The organism is Pseudoalteromonas sp. BZA4 (genome assembly GCF_040104395.1).
In the GTDB taxonomy this organism is placed as follows: domain Bacteria; phylum Pseudomonadota; class Gammaproteobacteria; order Enterobacterales; family Alteromonadaceae; genus Pseudoalteromonas.
The window spans coordinates 11,904-33,631 of the sequence record NZ_JBECOT010000037.1 but is presented as its reverse complement, the minus strand read 5'-3'; the positions used below and the strand labels follow the sequence as shown (position 1 = coordinate 33,631).

The window sequence follows — 21,728 nt, the reverse complement described above, 5'->3', positions numbered from 1 at the left end:
GAATAACATGGAAGCAACAACTCAAACCCAGTTAAACCAATTATTAGCAAAGCAAGATTTATCGTTTTCGCAAGCAACTGAATTGTTTGACGCCGTCATGAATGGCAAGCTTAATGATATTGAATTAACTGCAGCACTTATCGCCCTAAAACTAAAAGGCGAAACAAGTGATGAAATCGCCGGCGCTGCGGCATCAATGCGCGCCAATGCCGTGCCATTTCCAACCAGCAAAACCTTGCTTGCCGATAGCTGTGGTACCGGTGGCGATGGATCAAACACAATTAATATTAGTACCACGGCTGCTATTGTTGCCGCCGCTGCGGGCATCAACATGGTCAAACATGGTAATCGCAGTGTGTCGAGTAATTCGGGCTCTGCAGATTTACTTAAAGCCTTGGGTATCAATATTGATATGAGCCCTGAGCAAGCTGCCCATTGTTTAGAAAATACCGGCTTTACATTTTTATTTGCGCCGCATTATCACAGTGGTGTACGCCATGCGATGGGTGTGCGTACGGCCCTTAAAAGCCGCACAATTTTTAATATTTTAGGGCCACTGGCCAACCCTGCTGCCCCTGAGGTGCAATTGCTTGGTGTTTATGACCCATCGCTGTGTTTACCCATGGCCGAAACCTTAAAAACCCTTGGCACAAAACGCGCTATGGTGGTGCACGGTGCAGGCACTGACGAAATTGCCTTACACGGGACAACCAAAGTGGTTGAACTTAATAACGGTGAACTGAGCGAATACACGCTAACAGCAAGCGATTTTGGTCTTGCAAACTATTCACTTGAACAACTAGCAGGCCAAGGCCCAGAATATAACGCAAAAGCAAGCTTAGCGATTTTACAAGGTCAAGGTGAAATAGCGCATAACGCAGCCATTATAGCCAACGTTGCCGCTCTTCTTTATTTAACCGATAAAGCAAGTGATTTAAAAGCAGCCGCAGATCAAGTAAGCGAATTATTAGCATCAGGCAAAGCGATGGACACATTGAACGCAATTATTGAGGTAAGTCATGGCTAACGTGTTAGACAAAATTGTTGCCGACAAACGTATTGAATTAGAACAAAGAAAAGCACAGCGCCCGCTTGAGTCATTCATTAGCGAGGTTGTGCCAACCAAGCGAGACTTTGAAGGCGCATTAGCAGCAACCGGCACGCAGTTTATTTTAGAATGTAAAAAGGCCTCACCGTCAAAAGGGCTTATTCGCGAACCATTCAATTTAGAGGAAATTACATCGGTTTATAAAAAGTACGCAACCTGTATGAGCGTACTAACGGATGAAAAATATTTCCAAGGCAGCTATCAGTACCTTGAATACGTGCGCAGCCAAGTGGAACAGCCGCTTATTTGTAAAGATTTCTTTATTGATGAGTACCAAGTTTATTTAGCACGCTTATCTGGTGGTGATGCCATTTTATTAATGCTCTCAGTCCTTGATGACGAGCAATATTTAGCGCTTCACAAGGTGGCTGATTCTTTAAATATGTCGGTACTCACTGAAGTCAGTAATGAGCAAGAAGTTAGCCGTGCACTTGCACTTAATGCCAGCCTAATTGGTATTAATAACCGCGACCTTCGTGATTTAAGTACTGATCTTGCAACAACTGAGCATTTACGTCAGCTTATCCCAAATGACAAAGTAGTGATTTCAGAATCGGGCATTTATACCCATAAAGATGTAAAACGTCTTGCACCATTATGCGATGGCTTTTTAATTGGCAGCTCACTGATGGCTGAACGCGACTTAGAAGCCGCGTGTCGTAAAGTGATTTTAGGTGAGAACAAAGTGTGCGGTTTAACCCGTTCACAAGATGCGATGGCAGCCTACGCCAGTGGTGCTGTGTATGGTGGCTTAATTTTTTATCCTAAGTCACCGCGCTATGTCGATATAGACTGTGCCAAGCAAGTTACGCAAAGTGCCCCACTCGCGTATGTAGGTGTGTTTGTCAATGCACCTCTTGAACAAGTGGTCGATTATGCGCAAAGCTTAAAATTAGCGGCCGTGCAATTACATGGCGATGAGAATAGCGAGTATATTCAAAGCCTCAGAAAGCAATTACCGCTTGGCTGTGAAATTTGGAAAGCCCAAGCCGTTAAAGGTGAATTACCTAAACCGCTTGAAGGGGTTGATCGCCATTTATACGACACTTACAGCAAAAGCCAAAAAGGCGGCACAGGCGAAACATTTGATTGGTCAGTGCTAGAGACGGCAACCGTGCCGTTTATGTTAGCCGGGGGTTTAAACCCAGAAAATATCCATGCAGCGCTTTATCGCGGTGCTAATGGCCTTGACCTAAATTCTGGCGTTGAAGCGTCAGCGGGTAAAAAGTGCCAAACAAAATTACAAAATGCGTTTTCGCATATCAGAAATTATTGAGGTTAGAATGCAAAATCCAGCTTATTTCGGTGAATTCGGTGGTATGTTTGTACCACAGCTGCTTGTGCCAGCACTCAAGCAACTAGAAGCAGAGTTTAATAAATCACAAAACGATCCTGCTTTTCAGGCTGAGTTTGAAAAACTATTAAATGAATACGCAGGTCGCCCTACACCATTAACACTGACACGTAACTTAGTTAAAAACCCTAAGGTAAAACTGTATTTAAAGCGTGAAGATTTACTCCATGGTGGTGCGCACAAAACCAATCAAGTACTTGGTCAAGCACTCCTTACCAAACGCATGGGTAAAAAAGAAGTGATTGCAGAAACAGGTGCCGGCCAACACGGTGTTGCAACGGCCCTTGCCTGTGCCCTACTTGGCTTAAAATGCCGTATTTACATGGGTGCAAAAGACGTTGAACGTCAGCAACCAAATGTATTTCGTATGAAACTAATGGGCGCAGAGGTTATTCCTGTCACAGCGGGCTCTGGTACCTTAAAAGATGCCGTAAACGAAGCCCTTCGTGACTGGTCAGCAAATTACAAAGATGCTCACTATTTACTAGGCACTGCAGCAGGCCCTCACCCATTCCCTACAATGGTACGCGAGTTCCAAAAAATGATTGGTGAAGAAGCAAAACAACAAGTGCTTAAAGCAGAAGGTCGCTTACCGGATGCTGTGCTTGCTTGTGTGGGCGGTGGCTCTAACGCCATTGGTATGTTCACAGACTTTATTGATGAGCCAAGCGTAAAACTAATTGGTGTAGAGCCTGCAGGTAAGGGCTTAGACACCCACCAGCATGGTGCCACCTTATGTAAAGGCACCAAAGGCATTTTACACGGTACCTATACCTACATTATGCAAGATGATGATGGTCAAATTGAAGAGTCTTACTCTGTATCAGCAGGTCTTGATTACCCAGCTGTTGGCCCTCAGCATGCTCACTTGCATGAAACTGGCCGTGCTGAGTACGTGGGTATTACCGATACTGAAGCGCTTGAAGCATTCCAACTACTGGCTAAGAACGAAGGGATCATTCCTGCACTTGAATCAAGCCATGCCCTAGCATATGCCCTTAAATATGCCGAGCAACAAACCGAAGACACCATTTTAGTGGTTAACCTAAGCGGCCGAGGCGATAAAGATTTGGCTCACGTACACAGTGTTTTATCAGAAGGAGGCGCACTATGAGCCAGACTAACCGTTACGGACAACTGTTCGCCACATTAAATGAAACCAACCGAGGTGCTTTTGTACCCTTTGTTACTATTGGCGATCCTAATAAAGCACTGAGTGTAGAAATCATCAAAAGCTTAATTGATGGCGGCGCTGATGCCCTTGAGCTAGGTATTCCATTTTCTGATCCGATTGCTGATGGCCCAGTGATCCAAGCTGCTAACATTCGTGCACTTGATGAAAACATTAATACCCAAGATTGCTTTGATATCATCAAACAAGTGCGCCAGTACAATGCCGATATTCCAATTGGCCTGTTATTGTATTCAAACTTAGTGTTTAAACGTGGCATTGAGAAGTTTTATCAAGATGCTAAAGAAGCCGGTGTCGATTCAATTTTAGTGGCTGACGTGCCGCTACATGAATCAAAGCTATTTCGCCAAACAGCAATGAAAAATGGCATTGACCCAATTTTTATTGCTACACCGAATGCTGATGATGACACTTTACGAGAGTGTGCGTCATATGGCCGTGGTTACACATACCTTCTTTCACGCGCAGGTGTGACAGGCACAGAAACCAAGGCACAAATGCCAGCAGATTCATTAGTTAAAAAACTAAAAGATTACCATGCTGCACCGGCATTATTAGGCTTTGGTGTATCAACACCGGAAGATGTTAAATCAGCACTTGAGTCAGGAGCCGCTGGTGCGATTTCAGGCTCTGCGGTTGTTAAAATCATCGAGGCAAACCTTGATGATCAAGCAGCAATGCTAACTGGTTTAAAAGAGTTTGTAGCCAGTATGAAAGCAGCTACAAAGTAAGTTTGTTTTATTACTTCAAAAAGGGCCATAAAGGCCCTTTTTTGTGCTTAACAATTAATGATGGCGGTGCACACCCTCTTTAATCTCTTCGATAAACTTACGATTAAAGGCCTCTAAGTCGGCTGGGCTTCGGCTTGTGACTATGCCCTCATCTACACACACCTCTTGATCAACCCAATTAGCTCCTGCATTGATCAAATCTGTTTTGATACTTGGGTATGAGGTTACTTTGCGCTCCCGTAGTTTGTTAATTTCGGCTAATAGCCATGGACCGTGGCAAATCGCGGCAATGGGTTTGTTTTTACCGGCACTGAAAAAACCATCAACAAAGGCTTTTGCTTCGCTATCTTGACGTAACGTATCTGGGTTGAATAAGCCACCAGGCAGAAGTAACGCGTCATACTCTGCAGAGTCTGCTTCGCTGACTACACGGTCAACACTGACTCGCTCACCCCATTGGTTTTCATCCCATGCTGTGATATCGCCACGCTCAAGTGACACAACTTCGACAAGTGCACCAGCTTCTAATAATGCGCTTCGTGGTGACAATAGCTCGCTTTGCTCAAAACCATTGGTTGCAAGAATGGCAATCTTTTTACCATTCAGTTGGCTATTTAAATTTGACATGTTATCTCCTTATTTAGGTAAACCTAAACAATTAATAGCAGACAACATGCCAAACTTAATAGATTGAAAATATTGAATAAATTTTCAAGTGTTCTATTTATGCTCTGTAAATACTACACCCGCTTTGCAAATCCTGCTTATAAACCGTCTTTGAGTGCTTTAGCAGGTTTAAAAACTGGCTTGTTAGCGCCTTCTATTTCAATTTCTTCACCGGTTTGTGGGTTGCGTCCTTTGCGTGCTGGGTAATAACTCAGAGCAAACGTACCAAAGCCATTAATTTGCACTTGGTCGCCCTCAGAAAGAGACTTTTCGATAGCATTTAACATGCTGGTTAAGGCAGCTTGAGTGTCTTTTTTTGTTAATTCACTGTGGGCAGCCATTTGCGATACTAACGCGGCTTTATTCATAAAAAGTGCTCCAAAATACGCCGCTTAATCATCTGAGGTTAAGCGGAAAAAGATAAGGTAAAACAACCTAAACGCAGGTTTAGGCCAGATTGGCTCGGGAGGCTAAGCTTTCAGGGCTGTTAAGTCAACCTTGTATCTTGCGTGATAACTTGATACAACCCAGTATCTTTTTAAATTAGAGCATTTATAAATTTATGCATGCGATTATTGAATACATCCCGCTGATTTTATTTTTTGCGGTTTTCAAGTTAGTTGATATTTATTGGGCAACAGCCTTGCTGATGCTAACCACCTTAATTCAAGTTGCTTACTGTTATTTTAAAGATGGTAAAGTGCCAACCCGTCACTGGGTGTTTTTTGCTATAGCGGTGGTGTTAGGTACCCTCACCTTAGTGTTCCACGATGAGCAGTTTGTGAAATGGAAAGCCACCATTGTGTATGCCATTTTCAGTGTTACTTTGTTAGTAAGCCGCTATGTACTTGGCAAAAACCTAGTGAAAAAAGCACTTAGCTCGATTTTAGAAAATGCCTCTGAGAGTAAACAAGAAATCAACGTACCTGAAGCGCTCTGGAACAAACTTAACCTATTTTGGGTTGCCGTGACTGCAGGTATCTCGGCGCTGAATATCTACATTGCCTATAACTTCTCGCTCGATTTTTGGGTTAACTTTAAAGTGTTTGGCTTAATGGGCATCACCTTTGTTTGCGTGTTAGCAACGATCATCACCCTATTCAAATACTTACCTGAAGATGACGAAGAGAAAGATCCAAAGCAATCTTAATGTCATAAATCTGTCGTCTTAGCTTGTTAGCGTAAACAAAAAACACGCTGAGACGACATTGAACGCTAACCAATACCGCTGGCTTGAATTTACCCTCATATTTGTTTCTTTGCCGCTATTAGGCTTCTTTCTTCGTGCCTACCTCGCTAACTGGCTTATTCCTGCCCTTATTATTTTAATGGCCGTGTGCGGCATGTTGCTTTTATCTGATCCCCATTTTAAACGCTTTCGTTTAACTAGCCTTGGGCAATTTAGTGCGGTAAAACGTCGCTTATTTAGTTTCTTCTTTTTAGGGGCGTTATTCTCCGGAATGTTTTACGGCATCATGAACCAAGAAAACTGGTTTTCACTGCCACGAAACTCATTTAACGATTGGCTAATGTTGTTATTGCTCTACCCCATTTTATCGGTGATGCCGCAAGAACTTATTTTTAGAACCTATTTTTTCCATCGTTATAAACGCATTATGCCAAGTAAAACAGTGCGTATTATTGTCAGCGCATCAGTGTTTGCGTTGGCGCATATTGTCTATGCGAATATATTGGCCGTGCTTCTAGCATTTTTAGGTGGGCTGTTGTTTTCTTACACCTATGCGCAAAGCCGCTCAACCTTCGTGTGTGTGATTGAACATAGCTTATGGGGACTTTGGATGTTTACCCTTGGCTTGGGTGATGTGCTTGATGCCGGGGCCTTTTAAAATAATAAAGGTAGGCATAAAAAAGCCGCACAAAGTGCGCGGCTAAGTATTGAACTGGTTTTTAAAATCCGAAAATACTAAATGCAAAAAACTTAGTGGCCACCGTATTTACAAAGATTAGTAATAAAATGGCAGGGATAAACGTTGATAGCGAGAAGTTCACATACTTCTCTGTAAAGCTACCAACATAGCCTTCACAGCCTTGGCTTAGCTCTGCTGATAAGTTTGCTTTTTTCCAACGATACATAACGAATAAACACACCATTAAACCATTAAGCGGTAAAATTGTGTCGTAAAACACATCATAAACGATATCAAATAAGCTCTTATCTGCACCGCCATAGCTAACAAACTTTGTAAGCGAGTCAACCATACCAAATGACATGGTACACAGCACAGTCAATACACCTGTAGATAAGGTTAAGATAGCCAGTGCTTTTTTACGGCTGATACCTTTGCGGTCACTTAATGTTGCAGTTGGCACCTCTACAATTGATACAAGTGACGTAATTGCAGCAAAAAAGACAAGTAAGAAGAATACAAACGCAACAATTGATGCACCCACGTAGCCAATATCAGCTTGTAACGCTAATAAAATTTTTGGTAGGTAGACAAAAATCATCGATACTGACGAGTCAGATAAAGTACTTGGGTCAGTATCTGGGTTAAAACTGAAAATAGCTGGAAGCACCATTAGACCAGCAATAAATGCTACCATCGAATCAGTAACTGCAACCATTTTTGCACTACCAACAATATCGTCTTTCTTAGAGATATACGATGCATAGGTCATTAAGATACCCATACCTAGTGACAACGAGAAAAACGCTTGAGCTAATGCACCATTTAATACGCTGGCATCCATTTTTGAAAAGTCAGGCACAACATAGTACTTAACACCTGCCATTGCGTTATCAAGAGTTAGTACGTAAACAACCAATGCGGTGAGTAGTACAAATAAAGCTGGCATCATAAACTTAGCCGCTTTTTCAATACCTTCTTTAACACCGCCCACTAAAATCAAGTTAACGATGATGGCAACCACGGCCATATAACCAAACACGGTGTAGCTATTGATAAAGGTGCCAAAGTTATCTGGCTGGGCCAAGGCATCTAGATTACCAAAAGCGGTTTGCGATAAATAACCGAAAATCCATACTGTGATCACCATATAAAAAACAGCAATCATAAATGGTGTTAATACGGCTAAAAAGCCAGCAAAGTTCCATTTAGGATCATTGCCCGCTAAAAATTTGTATGAACCAAGTGGATCTTTTTGTGCTTTACGACCCATGGCCATTTCAGCCATCATCACTGGCAAACAGATAAAAATGACAAACAATGCATAGACTAAAAGGAAAGCACCACCGCCGTTTTTTGTAGCTGAAACAGGAAAACCTACTAAGTTTCCGATACCTACAGCAGAACCGGCTGCCGCTAAAATAAAACCGAGGCGGGAGCTAAAATGCTCGCGTTTTTCGCTCATTTAAAAACCTTATTATTATTTTCTCAACCCAGCGACTCTACCAGTGTTACACCGCGTATTTCAAGCTTTATAAGTTAAAGTTATATGGGTTTGTGTAAAGATTATTACGCGAATAATCTCTCGTCTATTGCTAAGAATATGCTACTATTTTTTAAAAATAACATTGAGAACACACCATGCTGTATATGATTTATTCAACTGATGTTGAAAATAGTTTAGAAGCTCGCAAATCTGCACGCCCTGCTCACTTAGCACGCCTTCAAGAATTAGACGATCAAAACCGTTTATTTACGGCAGGCCCATTGCCAGCCATTGATAGTGAAGATCCGGCTGACGCTGGTTTTACTGGTTCATTAGTGGTAGCAGAATTTGACTCATTAGAAGCTGCACGCGAATGGGCTGCAAACGATCCGTATATTGCGGCGGGTGTTTACGACAACTCAGTCGTAAAACCATTTAAAAAAGTATTTGGTTAACCTCTGAACTTAACTGAATCAATAATTCAGTGTTTGTTCACGGCTTATTAACTAAGATTTGGCTATTGAATTACAGAATTTAACGTAATTACTTGAATTTTAGTTAATTGGTTAATTAAACTAAATGGGTCTGGTTTAGGAGTTCCCCGTCATGCGCATATTATTAGCCTTCAGTTTTAGTCTTTTATTTGCATTATCAAGCTTTCATGCTGATGCCAATAAGAAACAAGCCCAAGAGGTGACTAAAAAGCAGGCTGTGACGATCGCCAAAAAATCTGAAGACGGCCGAACCCTAAAAATCACAGAGCAAGATAAAGTATTTACCGTAAGAATTTTAAAAACGAACGGCCACGTGGTTGATGTCCATGTGAACAAAAAGACTGGCGAAGTGAAAAAGGATTAAGAATGCGAATTTTAGTTATTGAAGATGATTTACACTTAGCAGATAACCTTCGTAATGCCCTAGAAAAAGAGCGTTACAGCGTTGACCTTTGTCACGATGGTGAAGCTGGTTTATTCCATATTACCGAATACCCGCTAGATATGGCGGTAGTCGATTTAGGCTTACCTAAAGTAGATGGTATTGAATTAATTACCAAAGCACGTGCACAAGGTATTACTATTCCTATTTTGATTTTAACGGCACGTGACCGTTGGCAAGATAAAGTAGAAGGCTTAGATGCTGGTGCAGATGACTACCTAACTAAACCTTTCCACGTTGAAGAGCTAATTGCCCGCTGTAATGCACTTATCCGCCGCAGCGCAGGTAAAGCAAACCCAGAAATGACAGCTGGCCCTATTAAAATTCATACTCGCTCACAGCAAGTATGGGTAAACGATAAAGAACTTAGCTTAACAGCATACGAATACAAAGTTTTAGAATACCTAATGGTTAATCCACAAAAGGTAATTTCTAAATCTGAATTAACAGAGCACATTTACGACCAAGACTTCGACCTTGATTCAAACGTAATTGAAGTTTTCGTATTGCGTTTACGTAAGAAGCTTGACCCTGATGGTACCCTAAACCCAGTTGAAACATTACGCGGCCGTGGTTATAGGCTAAAAAGTCAGTGGTAGCATCGCAAATACCGCTTAAAGTAAGGCAAGGATTTATCCTTGTCTTTGTTTTATTAGTCGCCCTACCAATTCTGTTTTTCTCAATTGGTAAGGCTTACTACGCCTCTTTGGTCGAAGCGACCGAAAAAACCCTCGAAGCTCACTTATATTCATTAATCTCTGAAGTCGATTTCACTGAACGCGGCATCGTTATGCCAAGTACTATCTTAACGCCAGAGCTAAACAGATTAAACTCAGACACCTATGCGATGGTTTATCGCGGTGACTTGCCGGTTTGGTACTCCGAATCGGCGACCAATATCAACTTTATTCCTGATAACTTTGAAGCCCCTGCAGGCTCTGCTGACTTTCGCCGTGTTGAATACAACAATACCGTGTACTGGCAGTTAACGCTTACCGTTATTTTAGAAAACATTGACCAATCAGAGCATGCACGTTTTATTCTATTAAAGCGTAATGATGCCCTACTGAGGCTGATGGATGGCTTTAAGCAAACACTCGTAAATTGGATGTATGTGATGGGTGTGGCCATTGCTGCGCTAATGGCAATCGGTTTTGTTTGGAGTGCAAGGCCACTGCAACGACTCGACAAAGAAATAAAAGCCATTGAGTCGGGTGATAACCAACAAATTAAAGGTCTTTACCCGGTTGAACTACAAACCATTAAAGCCGATTTAAACTTATTGCTTGAATCGCAGCAGCGCCAAAAAGAACGTTATCGCGCGTCATTAAGCGACCTTGCTCATGCATTAAAAACACCTTTGGCAGTGCTTAAATCTAGCCCATTGGCCAATGATGCGGATGCACAAGAGCAGCTAGACCGTATTAATGTGATGATCGAACACCAGTTAAAGCGCGCTGCAACAGGTGCGTCTGACACCTGGAAGAAACAAACTCATATCAAGCCTGTTATTGATTCAATCTTAAGCGCGATGAGCAAGGTTTATCGCGACAAAGATATTATTTTTACCTCAGAGGTCAGCGAAAAAGACTATTTCTTAGGTGATAAAACAGATTTGATGGAACTACTTGGTAATTTAATCGATAATGCCTGTAAAGCTTGCCGTTCACAGGTCGATATAAAGGTTAAGCAGAACAAAAAGTTAACGCTCAGTATAAGTGATGATGGCCCAGGTGTACCTGAGCACAAGCGTGAATCATTACTAACTCGCGGTACCAGACTCGATACCTACGAAAGCGGCCATGGTGTCGGCATGGCTATCGTGTCGGATTTAGTCAACTCGTATAATGGCACATTAACCATTAAAGACGCAGAGAAACTAGCCGGTGCTGAGTTTATATTAGAGTTTAATTACCATGATAAAAAATAAAACATCAATACTCGTAAAAGGCAGCTTTTTAGCTTTAATTGCAAGTGCATCGCATGCTCAAGCAGAGCAAACGTGTGAGCTTGCGAGCAACAATACCGATGACACAAAACGCTATATTCAATGTCTAGATCAAGTTATCGCCGATATTCAGCGTGACCAAAAGATGTGGATTAATAAGCTCACTATGGATCTTGAGAAAATTAAAGAAGATACTGGTAACAGCCAATTGCTACCAATTTTTAATCGCAGCATCAAGAACCAAGAGCGTTATTTAGAAGACAGCTGTCGTTGGCGTTATTTACAAAAAATGCCAAATGGTACGAAAGCCGCTATTGCTTACAAGCAATGTGAAATTGAGATCCTAAAAAACCATGTGCAGGTTTTACAGCGACCTCTAAAGTGATAACTGTTAAACATATCGAAAAGTAAAAAAGGCGCTTAAGCGCCTTTTTTAATCTTCAAGTTTTAGCTCTTCGCCATTGCCAAGCAAGGTAGCAAGCCATCGCCCTTCTTGACTAGTCTCTAAGGCTATTTTAACTATCATGGTCAATGGAACTGATAACAGCATACCCACGGTCCCCATCAGCCAGCCCCAGAAAATCAAGGATAAAAACACCACTAGCGTCGATAAACCCAGCCCTTTACCCATAAAACGCGGCTCGACGATATTACCCATCACCGTGTTTATAACTAAATAGCCACCAGCAATAAACCCTGCAACCAGTGGGCCTTGAGTGATCAAAGCGAGTAACACTGGAGGCACAGCGGCAATGATAGAGCCTATATTAGGAATGTAGTTAAGCATAAAGGCCACTACAGCCCAAAGTATAAAATAATCAACATCAAGAGCCCAAAGCATAAAGCCTGCAAGCATACCTGTGCCTAAGCTAACCAGCGTTTTAATAGCCAGATAAGAATTAATTGAATCTAAGAATCGGTCAACCTGCTGCATTTTCATTTCAGGATCGTCCAGTGCTAAATGCACTTTTTTACTCAGCATAGGTCCTTCAAACAACATGAACACCACGGTTAGGATAATCAAAAACAAATTCGCCATCACGCCACCAAGGCCTGTGAGCATGTTGGTTGCAACATCAATCATTTTGCCCGGATCGAATAAAGAGATGATCTGCTCTTTATCAATCAGAATGTTATAACTCGCTGCAACATTAACCACCCAGACAAACTCTTCTTTTAGTTGTGCTTTGTACTCAGGCAGCTTTTCAGAAAAATCGGTCATCGATTGCCCAACCAACCCGGCAAGGCTTATCCCTACACCAACAATCATCAACATAACAAACACAACGGCAATCCCTTTAGGGATACCGTATTTAGCAAAGAAACGAATTAAGGGATTACAAATAATGGCAATAAAGGCTGCCAACACAAATGGGATAACAATCACACTTGCAGCTTTAATACCCGCTAAAACAACGACTAAAGCAGCAAATATCACTAAACTTTTATTTACACCAGTCAGGCTCGACAAAATAAAATCCTTGTTAGTTTTTTTATCAGTGTAAGTGAAATACGCCGCAAAAGAAATCACAAAGCAGCTGGCACAATTAATGCTCATTATACGTGCATAATTTGAACAATTTATGATACATATAAGTAAGCGTGCTTTAAAAGGAGCTTTATATGGCACATTTATCCGAACAAGAACTCTCTTTTTTCAACCGTTTATTCGAGGCTGAACGGACTGATAGCGATCCAACCGATACAAAAATGTCTGTTAGGCTTAATTTGCCTGATAAATTAAATGGTTTACTTACCAATGCCAAACTGACACTACTGGCTGAAGTAGGGATTTATCAGTTGTGGTTTCCGCTTGAATTTAGCAAGGACGAGAATGGCCAACTGATCCCTGTACTTAGCGCACCTGAAGTAATAGATACCAAAGGTATCGAACGCAGCTGGCGTACGCCAGATCTTGAAATACACACAGAACAATTTCAAATATTGTCTTTATCAAGTACGGGCGTGTTACTCAAGCCAAAGCGTCAATCACCCGATCTTAATAAAGAGATACTGTTGGCATTTAATTTACCTTCTGAAGATCACATTATTCTTAGTGTGAAGCCAATACGAACGACCAGCAAAGGAATTGCCGGAAAAATAATGCAAGTGTGTCAGGGTGAAGATGCACTGCGTAAATACTTATTTGAGACCCATAAGCATCATCATGCAAAGCTGTACGAGCAAGGTAACTTTACTACTGAGCTTATCTAGTTGCAGCAGCTTAACAGCTTAGATAAGCTTGGCGTTTTGTAGCAAGTCACAACAAGGTATTTTATGAGTTACCCTATTGGAACCCCAGGTAAACCGTGGAACGACGCAGATAAGAAAGCATGGTTTGAATTACAGTCAGTAAAGCGTAGCTATTTAGATGATGTTGTATCGCAACTAGACTCTTTATCAAGCGATTTCAATATTGAGCAATATGGCGCATTAAGTTACGACAGCGACAAATACCCACTTTACATTTTAAAGAGCAAGCAATGGCAAGCTGATAAACCTGTTGTGCTGGTTACCGGTGGTGTTCACGGTTATGAAACAAGTGGTGTGCATGGTGCTTTAGCGTTTGCTAAGAGAAGTGCCAAAGACTACTTTGCTGACTTTAATATTTTAGTGGCTCCGTGTATCAGCCCATGGGGTTATGAAACGATTAACCGCTGGAATCCAAATGCCACGGATCCAAACCGCTCTTTCTATGCAGATAGTCCAGCTGAAGAGTCTGCAGCAATCATGCAGTATTTAGCCGACAACGCCATTACACCTTATGTGCATATTGACTTACATGAAACTACAGACACTGATAATAGTGAGTTTCGCCCTGCGCTAGCAGCACGTGATGCAACGACCCACGATAACTGGAACATCCCGGATGGCTTTTATCTTGTCGCTGATAGTGAGCGCCCGCATGAAGCATTTCAAACAGCGATTATAAAATCAGTTGAGAAAGTAACCCACATCGCACCAAGTGATGAGAATAACCAGTTGATTGGTGTGCCACAAACTCAATTTGGTGTGATTAATTACCAAGCGAAAAAACTGGGGTTATGTATGGGCTTAACCGATGCAGAATATGTTACAACAACAGAGGTTTACCCTGATAGCCCACAGGCCAATGACGCAATTTGTATTGATGCACAAGTAGCCTCAATTACCGGTGCATTGAACTATATTGTTAACGAATAGTTAGTTATATTTTAAATCTGAGGTGAATGATTTATTCACCTCAAACCTAAATAGCTAGATAAAATCTACATATATACAAATTTAATGAAAAAGTTATGTTTTTTGAAATTTGTATACTAAATAACTAGACACATACATAGAATTGTATAAAATTCGCGCTCTTTTTAATTCAAAAGGGAAGCAAATTGGAATTTAAGAATCACTATGGCAGTGTCAGTATCATCACCGATGGTCCAATTATTATTGGACAATTTTCTGGTAATATTAACGCACGTTTAGTCAATGACTTTGCAGTCGATTTAAAAAAGCATATTTCTGCTTTAGCTGGAAAGCCGTGGGCGTATATTAGTCATTCTACCCAATTACTTGCTACCACCCCTGATGCAGAACGTGGTTTTACCCAATTATTTCGTGCCCTGCAAGGCACTAACTGTATAGCCACCGCTTATATGTTTAGCTCGTCTATTGTGCTTAATCAGATGAAACGCATTATTGCGCAAGCGCAATCACCGATTCAAATAATGGACTGTTTATTTGATGATTTAGACAGCGCTAAGGCTTATGTGCTTAAGCAGCTCGAATTTGCAGAAATGGCTTGTTAAAAACAAGCCATTTTCGTTTCTAGAGCCGTGATTGAGGTTAATCTCGGTAAAACTTAGTTTCTTTAGTTATTGCGATATCAGCATCTTCTAATGCTTGAATGTGAAAACTGATAGGCGTTACTTTTGATTTCAGCTCGTAGCCATCTGCAACCACAGTGACAGGAACACGCTTCATCTGACCTGCCTCAACAGTTATCGTTTCAGGCACTTGTAAGCTTGCTTCTTCAATACCACTGATGCCGATTGAATAGCTCAAGCTATGCTGTGTTTTGTTGATAATTGATAAGGTATATGGGTTTTCTACTAAGCCTTCAAAATTTACACGGTACAGGGCATTACGGTCACGAATGACAGAAGCCTCAATAGGTGTACGCATTGCCATCCACACAACCATTCCAACGACAAACAGCGCTGTTAAACCACCATAGCCAAGCAGTTTTAACCTAAATGGATTGGTCGTTTTGCCTTCCATTTGTTTTTCAGAGGCGTACTTGATAAGGCCTTTTTGATAGTTGAATTTTTCCATAGTGCTATCGCACGCATCAATACATAAGCCACAGTTTATGCATTCATACTGCAAGCCATTACGAATATCGATACCGGCTGGGCATACTTCAACACATAGGTTACAGTCTACGCAGTCACCTAAGCCTAACTCTTTAGGATCGGCTTTACGTTTACGCGCACCACGAGACTCCCCTCGCGCTTGATCGTAGGTAACAACTAACGTGTCTTTATCAAACATCACTGATTGAAAACGTGAATAAGGGCATGCGACAGTACACATTTTTTCACGTAAGAATCCCGCATTGCCATAGGTACAAAATGCAAACAGGAATACCCAAAAACTGACGATCCCAGACATTTCTAGAGTAAATAAGCTCATGTATAAAGACTTAGCGGGGATGAAATAAGCCATAAATGACATAGATGTAAGCAAAGAGATCAGCAGCCAAGCTGCATGCTTAGTGATTTTCTTCTGCCATTTACTCACTGACCAATCTGCTTTATCAAGTTTAATACGTTGGTTACGGTTACCTTCTACTTTGTGTTCGACCCAAGTAAACATCAGCATCCAAATTGTTTGTGGGCAAGTGTAACCACACCAAACACGCCCTAACCAATTAGTGACGAAAAACAAAGCAAACGCTCCTGTCATAAATAACATAGCTAAGATCATAAAATCTTGCGGTAACAGCGTTAAGCCAAATAAAGTAAATTTTTGGCTGGCTACGTCGAGTAATACAGCTTGACGGCCATCATAGGGGATCCACGGAATGGCGATGAACGTCAGCATTAGCACCCAGCCTAAGTAACGGCGGATACGTTGGAAATACCCCTTTTGCTCACGAATATAAATTGGCCCTTCTTGGTTGTAGGGCTTGATGATTAAGTCTTGCTCTTTAATATCAAATTTCATTTTGCTACTTACTTTTGTGTCGGTAATAGCCTGATAGAGCAACAATCAGGCCAACACAAATTAAAATTAAGTTATTGATATTAAATGATTAAATTTATATCTGAACGTTCAAAAGCACGATATATCGCGAATACTCGTGATATATCGCGAATTAGCGCTTTATTGACAGCTTTTTCATCTTTGATCTAAGGGTACTTTCTGGCAGGCCCAGCAAGGTTGCAGCACCATTTTCACCTGATATTTGCCCGTTACAGCGTTTTAGCACCTCACAAATATGCTGCTTTTGTACAGCATCAAGAGAAACCACCTGCTCATTTGATTGCTCGTTACTCAAAGGTGCAGACAGCTGTAATACAGCTTGCTTAGACAGAATAGCTTCACGTTCTAGAATATTTTGTAGCTCACGAATATTACCTGGCCAATCATAATTAGCCAATTTAGTGAGTGTTGCTTTGCTTAGCCCTTTTAACTGTTTACCTAAGCGCTTATTCAGCTGCGTAATAATATTTGCTGCAAGTAGTGGAATATCTTCCTTGCGCTCACGAAGCGCAGGCACACGAATAGGAAACACATTTAAGCGATAATACAAGTCCATTCGAAAACTGCCCTGCTCAACCATTTGCCACAAGTTACGGTTTGTTGCAGCTAACACTCGGATATCGACTTTTAAAGTTTGACTGCCCCCGACGCGCTCAAACTCTTGCTCTTGTAGTACCCGCAGTAATTTACTTTGCGCCTCTAATGGCAGCTCTGCCACTTCATCTAAAAATAAAGTGCCTTTATCAGCCAGTTCAAAACGCCCTTTTCTGCGTTCATTAGCGCCAGTAAACGCCCCTTTTTCATGACCAAATAACTCAGACTCAATTAAGTTGGCGGAAAACGCCGCGCAGTTTACTTTTATGAAAGGTTGCTCAGCACGATTGCTTAAGCGGTGAAGGTTTCGTGCCACTAGCTCTTTACCCGTGCCGTTTTCACCTAAAATCAAAACCGTACTATTGGTTTGGCTTACCAAGGTAATTTGCTCGAGCATACTTTGAAATGAATGACTTTGCCCAACTAAGCCAGAGTCTTGCCAATCTTCATTTAACTCTGAAATAAGGTAAGCATTTTCAGCTTGTAGCTGCTCAGATAAGTGCTGAACTTGTGCTAAGGCATCACGCAACGCCACTTCTGTTTGCTGTTGTTTGGATACATCGCGAAAAATCGCGACTGCCCCAATCAAGGCACCATTTTTATAAACTGGCGTTGAAGTATACTCAACAGCAAAATAGCTTCCATCTTTACGCCAGAATACTTCATCGTTTACATGACGGTGCTTGCCATCGAACATAGTGCAATATATTTGGCATTCATCAGCAGGATATGGTGAGCCATCTTTACGAGTATGGTGATGATATTGGTGTATTTTTTTACCAAGGAGTTCGTCTGCTTTCCAGCCTGTCATGCGCTCCGCAGCAGGGTTTACAAAAACTGCATTACCCGATAAATCGAAGCCATAAATACCTTCACCTACGGCATTTAGCAGTAATGTGGGGTCGTTTAAAAATTCCTTGATCATAGCCATCACTCAATTCGCGAAATATCACGAGAAATTATGACAAGGTTGAACATGCTTAACAAGCAATTACAAAAAAAGCGGCTAGAAGCCGCTTTAAAATATCAAATAGTTTTACAGTGTGGGCACTAAAATAATTTCACCCTGAGATACTTTCATATCTAATGGTAGTTTGCTCAACAATGCGACTTTAGGGTCGTTCATATTTAGCTTATAGACAGGGTTAACCGCTAAAAAGCCGTTAATCACTTGCATTGCTTGGTCATCTAATAAGTTTAAACTGCCCTTGAAACCCGCGGTGTCGATTGTTGTATCAACCAGTTTTACATTACGTAAAAAGACCGCTTTTTTCTCGCTGTCATAAAATGGGCTACCTTCAATTTGTAGCTTTAAACGTACTGGATACTTAAGCGCAAATGCTTTGATGACAGCACTAGAATCGGCTCCTAAAACCACCACATCACGCTTATCAGGGCCAACATTGACACTCAGGTCGTTTACCGCAAAATCAACTGGTAAGCCCATCAGCTTAATCTGTTCACTTAGTTTTGGTAATTGATTAGCAAGGGCTGCTTCAATTTCAGAATTGGTAAACGAGTAAACAGACATCCCTTGATCTGTACTTTTACATGCCCCTAAAAATAAACAGGTAAGTAGTAATAAAATTCTCATTGTTTTCCTCAAAAACACACGGAAAAAAACCGCTTAAAAAAGCGGTTTTATTCGTTAAATTGCAAATATTGCTTTAAGCCTTGCTAGTGTGTCAGCTGAAACTGAACCCTCACTGACTGCAAGTAATTGCTTTAAGTAATAATAAACATCTGCGTGCTCGCCACGGTGTTTATCATCTAACATCGCAACTTGCTCTGTCATACGCAACTGACTATCAGCCGATTCAACGCCCGCTAGAATTTCGATACGAGTTAACAGCTGCGCAGCGTTTAGATTAGTTATTAATGAAGCTTGGAACTGCGAAGGCAGTTCACTGTGGCTCTCAAGAGCTGCAAATAAAGCCGTTAATTTAGACTGCTCTGCTTGCTTGCTGATCAGCGTTGTTTTTGCGCTAATCGCGCTCTCTAACTGAGTCACGCGTGCCGATAATGCTTTTGAGTACTCAAGCTCTGCAAGCTTCACTGTTAAATCTTTAAGCTGTGCAAGGTGCACCACGGTCTCAAGTGCAGACTCAAGCTCACTTAATTGCTCTGCGGCAACTTCGTCATTTTGTTGCTGAACTTGCTTTTGCTGTTCAAACTCGGCACTGCGCTTAGCAAAGGTGTCGTCATTAACTCGTCTGAATTGCTGCCACAAAGTGTTTTCAGCTTTCATTCCAGCAAAACCAATAGTCTGCCATGTTTGTTGAAGTGCTTTTAGCTCCTGGCACGCAGCAGCTAAATCATCGCTTTGCGATAACTGTGTTGCTTGCTCAACAAGTGCCGCTTTTTGCTCAGCGTTTGCTTTATGAAATGCAGCAAGTTGACCTTGAACTTGTGATTGCGCAGCTTTAAATTGCGCTTGTAGTTCACGGTATGTTTTAGGATCGACGTTACCTGCAGAACGCCACGCTTTTGCGGTACGGTTGAACTTGCTTTCAAACTGCTTCCAATCAAACTCATCAGAAGAGCTATCAAGCTCTGTTAACTGCTGCATTTGCGAGATTATTTCAACGCGCTGTGCTTTAGCTTGTTCACGTTGCTGCTCCTGCTCTGCAAAATACTCACGACACGGCGCAAACAGTAATTCAATTTGTTGATCGAATAACTCGCCTTGTTGCTTTTCTGCATCAGTATCTAAACGCCCTAACTCATTCCAACGACGACGTAACTGTTTAACTTGCTCTGCGCGTTGTTTAGGGTCAGTGCACTCGGTTGCAACTAGTTCATTTACTTCAACAAGTAATGCATCACGCTTTGGCGCTGATGCGTATTTTTGCCAATCTTTTGCTTCTGCTAATTGCGCTTCTAAATCAGCTTTCAAGCTATTTAATGGCTGCTTATAATAGTCTGTAAGTGTTGCGTATAGCTCTTCAAAACCTTTAAACACACCAAAGGCAACATTAAAGCGACCTTGGTCAATTAAGCGTTTTACATCGCGAGCTTTACGCTTCGCTGTTTGTTGATTTTTCTCAAACTTATTCGTCAGCGGTGCCATCGCTTGCTGCCAGCTGTTTACTACTTCTGCTAAATTGGCTTTAAAGCGACCTTGTAAACGACTAGGAATACTTGCCAGCTTTTTGCGTGCTAATTTTTGCTGTTGCTCAAACTGCTGTTTTAGCCCGTCAAACTCGCTTTCGTCTTCGGTTGTCGCAACTGAGTTTAATTGATCAAATGCCTCTTTAAACTCAGCAATAGCACTAACCAGTTGCGGTAACTGTTCGACTTGGTTAAATAAATTTGTTAAGTGCAGTTTTACATCACTAACATGTTTGTTCTCAGATAAGTTCGCCTCTGCTAACGCATTTTTTGCCTCTGCAACTTTTGCCTCTAGCCAATCTTGCTGAATTTGCTCTGGCGTTTCTAAGCCTAATTGCAATGCATTTTCAATTTCTTCGCCAATTGCTTCAAGGCTTGCCAGGGCTAATACCTGACGTTGTTGTTCAGCTAACGCTTGCTGCGCTGCTTCATGCTCTTTACTTAAAAGTGCAATATGAGACTCAAGCTTTTGCGTAATCGCTGAATATTTCTTATCTAACGTGCTTACTTGCTCATCGCTCAGCCATTTTAGTTCGATAGCTTGCCACTGCTGTAATAACTCAGCATGTTGCATCGACACTAACTGAAAGTCATTTTTATCACGAAGCGCATTAAGCTTTGCTAATACCACACGTGTATCAGCTTCTACTTTGGCAGGCATTTCTATCGCTAAGCGTTCATTGTCAAGATGAGTCGCCAGTTGTGTGTGTGCCTCACCTTTTGCATGCTTTAATAATGATTTAGCAAGTTGATGATTAATCACAAGCTCAACAAGTTGCAATTGCAGCTCTTCACGGCCTTCTTTAAAAGCTTTATCAATTAGGCTTGAGTTTGCTAAACGCTTTAATAACTTAACGCGAACTTGAAGTTCTTTTTCTGCAAAGGCGAGTTTCTCAAGAGTTTTGACAGGTGCATAACGCTCAATAAACTCATTTTTGATATTTGCATCTAGCTGGCTATCGGTATTTAAAACCGCTTGGTTAATATGCTGTTCTGCAACGTCTTTAAGTGCTTGGTCTTGCTTGTATGCTTGCCACCACAAAACAATATCGTTCACTTTGTTTAATGCTTTTTTGCGGATCTCAGCTGAGCTGTCTTCAAGGGCAATGCTATTTAAGATGCTAAGGTCACGCTCTGTATCAAGACGTTCTACCGCAGCTAAACGCACTTGGTTTTTAGGATGCTTCCACTTTGGAGTAAACAGGTGTTTAAAGATCATTTTCACTAAACCTAGCTATTTCATTTTCTGATGCGAATTCTTTTTGCAATTGAGCTTTGCTCTTTTGCACCATTTCACCATTTGCGCCAATGGTAAACTGCTCATTGCTTTGCGAAACTTTAGCTTGATAAAGCATCACGAGTTGAACGGTTTGTTGTTTTTGTTCTTCAGACAAAGGAGTGCCGTCAGGCCACTTACCCGTTGAGGCACCATACTGAAGACGTTCAAATACTTCTGGGGTGATATTTTTAACGATGTGATCAATGTTCAT

Annotated in this window: 23 protein-coding genes; 14 read left to right on the top strand and 9 right to left on the bottom strand. The window is 41.5% G+C overall.

Annotated elements, in window-relative coordinates; all coding sequences use genetic code 11:
- Positions 1 to 7: 7 nt before the first annotated feature.
- Genes trpD through trpA form a run of 4 tightly spaced genes read left to right on the top strand, consistent with a single transcriptional unit; the run spans position 8 to position 4,385 of the window.
- The gene (trpD, locus tag ABMY41_RS14775; protein ID WP_349275232.1) at positions 8 to 1,027 is read left to right on the top strand and encodes an anthranilate phosphoribosyltransferase; all 1,020 of its coding nucleotides are present in this window, start codon (positions 8 to 10) and stop codon (positions 1,025 to 1,027) included.
- On the top strand, positions 1,020 to 2,384 hold the full coding sequence (gene trpCF, locus ABMY41_RS14770; protein WP_289097591.1) for a bifunctional indole-3-glycerol-phosphate synthase TrpC/phosphoribosylanthranilate isomerase TrpF: 1,365 nt from the start codon (positions 1,020 to 1,022) through the stop codon (positions 2,382 to 2,384). The genes trpD and trpCF overlap by 8 nt, the downstream gene beginning before the upstream one ends.
- Positions 2,385 to 2,391: 7 nt before the next feature.
- Positions 2,392 to 3,576: a tryptophan synthase subunit beta gene (gene trpB, locus ABMY41_RS14765; protein ID WP_138619900.1), complete on the top strand. Its 1,185-nt coding sequence runs from the start codon at positions 2,392 to 2,394 to the stop codon at positions 3,574 to 3,576.
- A complete protein-coding gene (gene trpA / locus ABMY41_RS14760; RefSeq protein WP_349275229.1) occupies positions 3,573 to 4,385 on the top strand; it encodes a tryptophan synthase subunit alpha in 813 nt (270 codons plus the stop codon). Before trpB ends, trpA begins: the two co-directional genes overlap by 4 nt.
- Before the next feature lie 54 nt (positions 4,386 to 4,439).
- Here trpA and ABMY41_RS14755 read toward each other — a convergent pair whose 3' ends face one another.
- Both ABMY41_RS14755 and ABMY41_RS14750 read right to left on the bottom strand, forming a co-directional pair.
- The gene (locus ABMY41_RS14755) at positions 4,440 to 5,012 is read right to left on the bottom strand and encodes a type 1 glutamine amidotransferase domain-containing protein (protein WP_054561226.1); all 573 of its coding nucleotides are present in this window, start codon (positions 5,010 to 5,012) and stop codon (positions 4,440 to 4,442) included.
- A gap of 137 nt (positions 5,013 to 5,149) precedes the next feature.
- On the bottom strand, positions 5,150 to 5,419 hold the full coding sequence (locus ABMY41_RS14750; RefSeq protein WP_054561225.1) for an HU family DNA-binding protein: 270 nt from the start codon (positions 5,417 to 5,419) through the stop codon (positions 5,150 to 5,152).
- Positions 5,420 to 5,613: 194 nt separating this feature from the next.
- On the opposite strand from ABMY41_RS14750, the gene ABMY41_RS14745 reads away from it, so the two are divergent.
- Positions 5,614 to 6,201: an inner membrane-spanning protein YciB gene (locus ABMY41_RS14745; RefSeq protein ID WP_054561224.1), complete on the top strand. Its 588-nt coding sequence runs from the start codon at positions 5,614 to 5,616 to the stop codon at positions 6,199 to 6,201.
- Between the two features lie 58 nt (positions 6,202 to 6,259).
- Entirely contained in the window at positions 6,260 to 6,898 is a 639-nt protein-coding gene (locus tag ABMY41_RS14740; protein WP_175081739.1) for a CPBP family intramembrane glutamic endopeptidase, read from the top strand.
- A 61-nt stretch (positions 6,899 to 6,959) separates the two neighbouring features.
- Here the strand turns inward: ABMY41_RS14740 and ABMY41_RS14735 are convergent, their stop codons facing one another.
- On the bottom strand, positions 6,960 to 8,384 hold the full coding sequence (locus tag ABMY41_RS14735; RefSeq protein ID WP_175080752.1) for a sodium-dependent transporter: 1,425 nt from the start codon (positions 8,382 to 8,384) through the stop codon (positions 6,960 to 6,962).
- A 176-nt stretch (positions 8,385 to 8,560) separates the two neighbouring features.
- On the opposite strand from ABMY41_RS14735, the gene ABMY41_RS14730 reads away from it, so the two are divergent.
- From ABMY41_RS14730 to ABMY41_RS14710, 5 genes are all read left to right on the top strand, one after another.
- Positions 8,561 to 8,860 (top strand): YciI family protein, encoded by a 300-nt coding sequence (locus tag ABMY41_RS14730; RefSeq protein ID WP_063704552.1) that lies wholly within the window; start codon positions 8,561 to 8,563, stop codon positions 8,858 to 8,860.
- A 151-nt stretch (positions 8,861 to 9,011) separates the two neighbouring features.
- Positions 9,012 to 9,263, top strand: coding sequence for a PepSY domain-containing protein (locus tag ABMY41_RS14725; protein ID WP_054552908.1), 252 nt, complete (start codon positions 9,012 to 9,014; stop codon positions 9,261 to 9,263).
- Between the two features lie 2 nt (positions 9,264 to 9,265).
- Complete coding sequence (locus tag ABMY41_RS14720) at positions 9,266 to 9,940, top strand: response regulator transcription factor (protein WP_054552907.1); 675 nt, start codon at positions 9,266 to 9,268, stop codon at positions 9,938 to 9,940.
- The gene (locus tag ABMY41_RS14715; RefSeq protein ID WP_058584761.1) at positions 9,934 to 11,271 is read left to right on the top strand and encodes an ATP-binding protein; all 1,338 of its coding nucleotides are present in this window, start codon (positions 9,934 to 9,936) and stop codon (positions 11,269 to 11,271) included. Before ABMY41_RS14720 ends, ABMY41_RS14715 begins: the two co-directional genes overlap by 7 nt.
- Positions 11,258 to 11,674: a hypothetical protein gene (locus ABMY41_RS14710; RefSeq protein WP_062565116.1), complete on the top strand. Its 417-nt coding sequence runs from the start codon at positions 11,258 to 11,260 to the stop codon at positions 11,672 to 11,674. Before ABMY41_RS14715 ends, ABMY41_RS14710 begins: the two co-directional genes overlap by 14 nt.
- Before the next feature lie 48 nt (positions 11,675 to 11,722).
- On the opposite strand, the gene ABMY41_RS14705 is transcribed toward ABMY41_RS14710, so the two are convergent.
- Entirely contained in the window at positions 11,723 to 12,760 is a 1,038-nt protein-coding gene (locus ABMY41_RS14705) for an AI-2E family transporter (RefSeq protein ID WP_058584824.1), read from the bottom strand.
- Positions 12,761 to 12,912: 152 nt separating this feature from the next.
- Between ABMY41_RS14705 and ABMY41_RS14700 the strand changes: the two genes are divergently transcribed.
- The 3 genes from ABMY41_RS14700 (at position 12,913) to ABMY41_RS14690 (ending at position 15,074) form a co-directional block, all read left to right on the top strand.
- On the top strand, positions 12,913 to 13,503 hold the full coding sequence (locus tag ABMY41_RS14700) for a hypothetical protein (protein WP_175081737.1): 591 nt from the start codon (positions 12,913 to 12,915) through the stop codon (positions 13,501 to 13,503).
- A gap of 63 nt (positions 13,504 to 13,566) precedes the next feature.
- Entirely contained in the window at positions 13,567 to 14,472 is a 906-nt protein-coding gene (locus ABMY41_RS14695) for a M14 family metallocarboxypeptidase (protein WP_175081736.1), read from the top strand.
- 185 nt (positions 14,473 to 14,657) lie between these two features.
- Positions 14,658 to 15,074: a hypothetical protein gene (locus ABMY41_RS14690; RefSeq protein ID WP_175080755.1), complete on the top strand. Its 417-nt coding sequence runs from the start codon at positions 14,658 to 14,660 to the stop codon at positions 15,072 to 15,074.
- A 37-nt stretch (positions 15,075 to 15,111) separates the two neighbouring features.
- Here ABMY41_RS14690 and ccoG read toward each other — a convergent pair whose 3' ends face one another.
- The 5 genes from ccoG to ABMY41_RS14665 form a co-directional block, all read right to left on the bottom strand.
- Positions 15,112 to 16,494: a cytochrome c oxidase accessory protein CcoG gene (gene ccoG, locus ABMY41_RS14685; RefSeq protein ID WP_175081735.1), complete on the bottom strand. Its 1,383-nt coding sequence runs from the start codon at positions 16,492 to 16,494 to the stop codon at positions 15,112 to 15,114.
- Positions 16,495 to 16,645: 151 nt separating this feature from the next.
- Complete coding sequence (locus ABMY41_RS14680) at positions 16,646 to 18,052, bottom strand: sigma 54-interacting transcriptional regulator (RefSeq protein ID WP_062565112.1); 1,407 nt, start codon at positions 18,050 to 18,052, stop codon at positions 16,646 to 16,648.
- Positions 18,053 to 18,163: 111 nt separating this feature from the next.
- Positions 18,164 to 18,721: a DUF1439 domain-containing protein gene (locus tag ABMY41_RS14675; RefSeq protein ID WP_054561215.1), complete on the bottom strand. Its 558-nt coding sequence runs from the start codon at positions 18,719 to 18,721 to the stop codon at positions 18,164 to 18,166.
- Positions 18,722 to 18,775: 54 nt separating this feature from the next.
- The gene (locus ABMY41_RS14670) at positions 18,776 to 21,457 is read right to left on the bottom strand and encodes a DUF349 domain-containing protein (RefSeq protein WP_349275223.1); all 2,682 of its coding nucleotides are present in this window, start codon (positions 21,455 to 21,457) and stop codon (positions 18,776 to 18,778) included.
- A complete protein-coding gene (locus tag ABMY41_RS14665; protein ID WP_054561213.1) occupies positions 21,447 to 21,728 on the bottom strand; it encodes a DUF1315 family protein in 282 nt (93 codons plus the stop codon). The genes ABMY41_RS14670 and ABMY41_RS14665 overlap by 11 nt, the downstream gene beginning before the upstream one ends.

What these genes read in the sequence shown, in the direction of transcription:
- ABMY41_RS14745 (WP_054561224.1), top strand. Translation starts at nt 5,614, where the DNA reads ATGCATGCGATTATTGAATACATCCCGCTGATTTTATTTTTTGCGGTT.
- ABMY41_RS14700 (WP_175081737.1), top strand. Translation starts at nt 12,913, where the DNA reads ATGGCACATTTATCCGAACAAGAACTCTCTTTTTTCAACCGTTTATTC.
- ABMY41_RS14680 (WP_062565112.1), bottom strand. Translation starts at nt 18,052, where the DNA reads ATGATCAAGGAATTTTTAAACGACCCCACATTACTGCTAAATGCCGTA.
- ABMY41_RS14725 (WP_054552908.1), top strand. Translation starts at nt 9,012, where the DNA reads ATGCGCATATTATTAGCCTTCAGTTTTAGTCTTTTATTTGCATTATCA.
- ABMY41_RS14735 (WP_175080752.1), bottom strand. Translation starts at nt 8,384, where the DNA reads ATGAGCGAAAAACGCGAGCATTTTAGCTCCCGCCTCGGTTTTATTTTA.
- ABMY41_RS14710 (WP_062565116.1), top strand. Translation starts at nt 11,258, where the DNA reads ATGATAAAAAATAAAACATCAATACTCGTAAAAGGCAGCTTTTTAGCT.
- trpCF (WP_289097591.1), top strand. Translation starts at nt 1,020, where the DNA reads ATGGCTAACGTGTTAGACAAAATTGTTGCCGACAAACGTATTGAATTA.
- ABMY41_RS14675 (WP_054561215.1), bottom strand. Translation starts at nt 18,721, where the DNA reads ATGAGAATTTTATTACTACTTACCTGTTTATTTTTAGGGGCATGTAAA.
- ABMY41_RS14750 (WP_054561225.1), bottom strand. Translation starts at nt 5,419, where the DNA reads ATGAATAAAGCCGCGTTAGTATCGCAAATGGCTGCCCACAGTGAATTA.
- ABMY41_RS14720 (WP_054552907.1), top strand. Translation starts at nt 9,266, where the DNA reads ATGCGAATTTTAGTTATTGAAGATGATTTACACTTAGCAGATAACCTT.
- trpA (WP_349275229.1), top strand. Translation starts at nt 3,573, where the DNA reads ATGAGCCAGACTAACCGTTACGGACAACTGTTCGCCACATTAAATGAA.
- ABMY41_RS14730 (WP_063704552.1), top strand. Translation starts at nt 8,561, where the DNA reads ATGCTGTATATGATTTATTCAACTGATGTTGAAAATAGTTTAGAAGCT.
- trpD (WP_349275232.1), top strand. Translation starts at nt 8, where the DNA reads ATGGAAGCAACAACTCAAACCCAGTTAAACCAATTATTAGCAAAGCAA.
- trpB (WP_138619900.1), top strand. Translation starts at nt 2,392, where the DNA reads ATGCAAAATCCAGCTTATTTCGGTGAATTCGGTGGTATGTTTGTACCA.
- ABMY41_RS14670 (WP_349275223.1), bottom strand. Translation starts at nt 21,457, where the DNA reads ATGATCTTTAAACACCTGTTTACTCCAAAGTGGAAGCATCCTAAAAAC.
- ABMY41_RS14665 (WP_054561213.1), bottom strand. Translation starts at nt 21,728, where the DNA reads ATGAACATTGATCACATCGTTAAAAATATCACCCCAGAAGTATTTGAA.
- ABMY41_RS14755 (WP_054561226.1), bottom strand. Translation starts at nt 5,012, where the DNA reads ATGTCAAATTTAAATAGCCAACTGAATGGTAAAAAGATTGCCATTCTT.
- ccoG (WP_175081735.1), bottom strand. Translation starts at nt 16,494, where the DNA reads ATGAAATTTGATATTAAAGAGCAAGACTTAATCATCAAGCCCTACAAC.
- ABMY41_RS14695 (WP_175081736.1), top strand. Translation starts at nt 13,567, where the DNA reads ATGAGTTACCCTATTGGAACCCCAGGTAAACCGTGGAACGACGCAGAT.